Source organism: Niveispirillum sp., from assembly GCF_017996735.1.
Taxonomy (GTDB): Bacteria; Pseudomonadota; Alphaproteobacteria; order Azospirillales; family Azospirillaceae; genus Niveispirillum.
The window spans coordinates 1-4,022 of sequence record NZ_JAGOGJ010000250.1 but is presented as its reverse complement, the minus strand read 5'-3'; the positions used below and the strand labels follow the sequence as shown (position 1 = coordinate 4,022).

3 protein-coding genes are annotated in these 4,022 nt (G+C 64.6%); 1 reads left to right on the top strand and 2 read right to left on the bottom strand.

Annotated features, from left to right (window positions below; genetic code table 11):
- Positions 1-155 precede the first annotated feature (155 nt).
- On the top strand, positions 156-950 hold the full coding sequence (locus KBA48_RS32640) for a Ku protein (RefSeq protein ID WP_292912839.1): 795 nt from the start codon (positions 156-158) through the stop codon (positions 948-950).
- A 5-nt stretch (positions 951-955) separates the two neighbouring features.
- On the opposite strand, the gene KBA48_RS32635 is transcribed toward KBA48_RS32640, so the two are convergent.
- A complete protein-coding gene (locus tag KBA48_RS32635) occupies positions 956-1,738 on the bottom strand; it encodes a Ku protein (RefSeq protein ID WP_292912838.1) in 783 nt (260 codons plus the stop codon).
- A gap of 8 nt (positions 1,739-1,746) precedes the next feature.
- A partial coding sequence (gene ligD / locus KBA48_RS32630) for a DNA ligase D (protein ID WP_292912837.1) occupies positions 1,747-4,022 on the bottom strand: 2,276 nt, incomplete at its 5' end.

Here is a 4,022-nt window from a genome sequence, read left to right as displayed (position 1 = left end):
TTTCGGCCCTGCGTCGCCGGTCTGCGCGGCACGACTGTGATACCGACAGCGTTGCCGAGCGCGCGGGTTCGTCTACGGCTAGCCCATGGCTGAGGATGGGGAACCCTGGAAGGCCGGGATTGTTGCCCTTGCGGATATGGATCGGGAGTTTGGCTATGGCGCCGCATGCAAGCTGGAACGGTGTTCTGCTGGTGGGGGAACTATCCGTGGATGTGTCGCTCTATGCGGCGGCCAGCAGCGCTGAGCGGATGAGCTTCCATATTGTCAACCGCCGCACGGGCCATCGCGTGCGGCGCGAACTGGTGGACCAATCCACAGGCCGGCCCGTCGAACAGGGGGACCAGTTGAAGGGCTATGATGTCGGCGATGGCCGCTATCTGGTGTTCGAGCCGGCGGAGGTCGCGGCCATTCTGCCCAAGGGTGACCGCACCATGGAGGTTGAAGGCTTCATCGACCTGGATGATGTCGATCCTCTCTATTTCGATCGACCCTATTTCCTGGGGCCTCGGGGAGATGATGCGTCCGATGCCTTCCGTCTGGTGCTGGAAGGGATGCGCAAGAAGAAGGTGGCGGCCCTGGCGCGGGCGGTTTTGTTCCGGCGCCTGCGCAGCCTGCTGATCTGGCCGGGTGCGGAAGGCTTCATCGCCCGGACGCTGAATTTCGACCATGAGGTGGAGACAGCACCCGCCATATTGAAGCGGGTGGCGGAGGTGACGGTGAAGAAGGAGATGTTGGACCTCGCCCGGCACATCATCGACACCAAGGCAGGGACATTCGATCCCGCTACCTTCGATGACCGCTACGACGCAGCCCTGGCCGATCTGGTGCGCGCCAAGATCGAGGGCAAGCCCGTCCGCCGCCGCAAGCCCCCGACCCGGACCAAGCCCGACGATCTGCTGGAAGCGTTGCGCCGCAGCGCCGAAGGGACGGGCAAGCGCAAGGCCGGCTGACGAACCTATACGATCCGCAGACTGCGGCGCAGGGCGTCAGTGATGTCGATGACATTGTCGCCACGCTTTTCCGTCTTCGATGGTTTATGCCCCTTCAGGGCGCGGCGGCGCTGTTTGATCATGGACAGGAGCTTTTCCTGCACCGCATCTTTGGTCAGTTCCTTGTCCCAGGTGCGCTTGCGATCGTCGATGAGGGTACGGATCAGGCGTTGTTGGGCAGCATCTGGCTTGGCGCTGTCGCTATCCTGGACATAGTCGGCTGCATCGCGCACCTCGTCGCCATAGCGCAGGGTCCATAGCAGGATACCCTTGTCGCGCGGGTCCAGCATGACGGCCCGTTCCCGCCGGTTCAGCACCAGCCGGGCGATGCCCACCATTTCTGAAGCACGCATGGCCTCTCGGATGACGGTGAAGGCCTCCTCGCTCACCTTGTCGTCGGGGATCAGGAAATAGGGCGTATCGTACCAGATCCAATCAATGCTCGCGCGAGGGGTGAACAGGTCGATATCGATGGTGCGGGCACTTTCCAGGGCAACGGCCTCCAGCTCCGCATCCTCCAGCAGGACATAATCATCTTCGCCTTTCTCATAGGCTTTCACCTGGTCCTTGTCGGGTACGGGTTTGCCGGTGACGCTGTCGACATAGCGGCTTTCCACGCGGTTGCCGGTGGCGCGGTTCAACAGGTGGAAGCGTACCTTGGCGCTTTCCGATACGACCGGAACCAGCGCCACCCGGCACGTGACCAGCGACAGTTTCAGGTAACCCTTCCAATAATGACGCCCAGCCATGGTTCCCTCTATTTCTTCTGAAGCCGCTTGATCGATACACGCAACGACTTTTCGGCATCACCATAGCCGGCCCAGGGATCGCCTTTGCGCAGGAGGGCAGGACCCGTGCGCAGGGTGAAGCGGGCCGGGTCCAGCCGCGCTGTCACCTGCTCCCAGTTCAGCGGCATGGAGATGTGGGCGCCCGGCCGGGCACGCGGCGACAGCGGAGCGACCGCCGTAGCCAGCCGGTCATTACGGAGATAGTCCAGGAAGATGCGGCCCTGACGCAATTTCTTGCTCATGGTGATGACATAGCGGTCGGGGGCGTCATCAGCCATGCGGCGGCAGATTTCCTTGGCGAAACTCTTGGCGGCGTCCCAGTCGGGCGTGTGCCGCCCCTCGTCAGCCAGCGGCACCACGACATGCAACCCCTTGCCGCCGCTGGTCTTGGCAAACGTCTCCAATCCTAAGGCTTCCAGCCGTTCGCGCAATTCCTTCGCCGCGGCCACGATGGCGGTGAAAGCGACATCGGGGCCGGGATCCAGGTCGAAGACCAGCCGGCCGGGCCTGTCCGGCACGCCCGGCCGGCAATTCCAGGGATGCAGTTCCAGCGCCCCCCATTGCGCCAGTGCCGCCAGCCCCTCCGGCCGATCCACCTGCAAATAGGGCCGGTGCTCCGCTGTCACCTTCACCTGTTCCAGCAGGCTGGACATGCCGCGCATGGCGTGACGCTGGAAAAAATGCGCGCCATCGATGCCGTCGGGCGCGCGCAGGATGGAACAGGGACGGCCCTTTATATGCGGCATGATCCAGTCGGCCACCGCCTCAAAATAGCGGGCCAGATCCAGCTTGGTGATGGGACCGCCATCTTCCGCAGGGGGCCACAGGGGCTTGCCGGGTTTGGAGATGGGCAGGCCCATGACGACGGCAGCACCAGCCTGAGCCTGGGCGGCGGCGGGCACGGCCAGCACCGCCTTGTCCATGGGGGCCGGCGTTTCCGCCTCGACCTCTGCTGCCGGCTTGTCTTCGCGCAGCGCCTTGAAGGCGGCCTGGCGGATATTGCCGGCGGCGGTCCAGCCCGCAAACTCGATTTCCGCCACCAGTTCCGGTTTCACCCAATGCACTGTCCCACCGCCGCGCGGGATACGCTGGGCGAAGGGGGAACTGTCGGTGGCCCGTTCTTCCAACAAGGGCAGCAGCGCCTTCACCTTGGCTGCGCCGAAGCCCGTGCCCACCCGGCCGATGAATACCAGCTTGTCGTCGCGGTTGACCCCGACCAGCAGGGAGCGGAATTCACCTTCCGTCTTGGTCCAGCCACCGATCACCACCTCATGCCCAGCCCGGCATTTGGATTTTACCCAACTGTCGGATCGGCCGACGCTATAGGGGGCGTCGGCGCGCTTTGACACCACGCCTTCCAGCGACATCCGGCAAGCCGAGGACAGCACGGCATCGCCGCCCGTGGTGAAATCCTCCACATAGCGCAGGCGGCGGGCTGCATCGCCCTTCAGTGTCCCCAGGATTTCGCGCAGCCTGTCCTTGCGGGCGCGCAGCGGCTGGTCGCGCAGGTCGCGGCCGTCATCGAACAGCAGGTCGAAGCCGAAGAAGGGCAGGTCGTCGGTCTTCCCTTCCGCCAGGGCCGCCTGCAGCGACGCGAAGTCGGGCAAGCCATCCGCGTCCAGGGCGATGACCTCCCCATCCATGAGCAAGTCGGGCAGGGTGTCCGCCGCTTTTGCCAATGCTGGGAAACGGTCGGTCCAGTCCAGCCCCTTGCGCGTTCGGAGGGCGGCCTTGCCCTTCTCCACCCGCACCTGCATCCGGTATCCGTCGAACTTGATCTCATGAACCCAGTCGGCACCCGCCGGTGGCCGGTCGACGGAGCGGCAGAGCTGCGGGGCAATGAATTCCGGCATGTCCCGCTTCTTGGGCATTGCCGCCCTGATTGTCGCCCGGCCCTTATTCGTCCGATCCGGTTTGAGTGACATGAACGGTTCCGGGCGCGGTCCCTTGTCGGCGGCGATGTCGGCCATGGCACGGCCCGACGCGACGGAGCGGTCCTCCACCAGCAACGCATCTTCGTCCCCCTCGCGCGCTGCCTCGTCTTTGTGCTTGATCAGCAGCCAGTTGGTGCGTCCGGATTTGCCATCACGGTCATGGCGCATGCGCACCAGCACCCAGCCGCCCTGTAGCCGCTCCCCCGCCAGGGTGAATTTCAGCTCACCGCCCTTCAGCGCGGCCTCTACATCCGAATTCCCGTCTTCCGGCGCCCAATGGCCACGGTCCCACAGTTGCACGGTGCCGCCAC

Excerpts from the sequence above, each read along its gene's own strand:
- KBA48_RS32640 (WP_292912839.1), top strand. The coding sequence starts at position 156 with ATGGCGCCGCATGCAAGCTGGAACGGTGTTCTGCTGGTGGGGGAACTA.
- KBA48_RS32635 (WP_292912838.1), bottom strand. The coding sequence starts at position 1,738 with ATGGCTGGGCGTCATTATTGGAAGGGTTACCTGAAACTGTCGCTGGTC.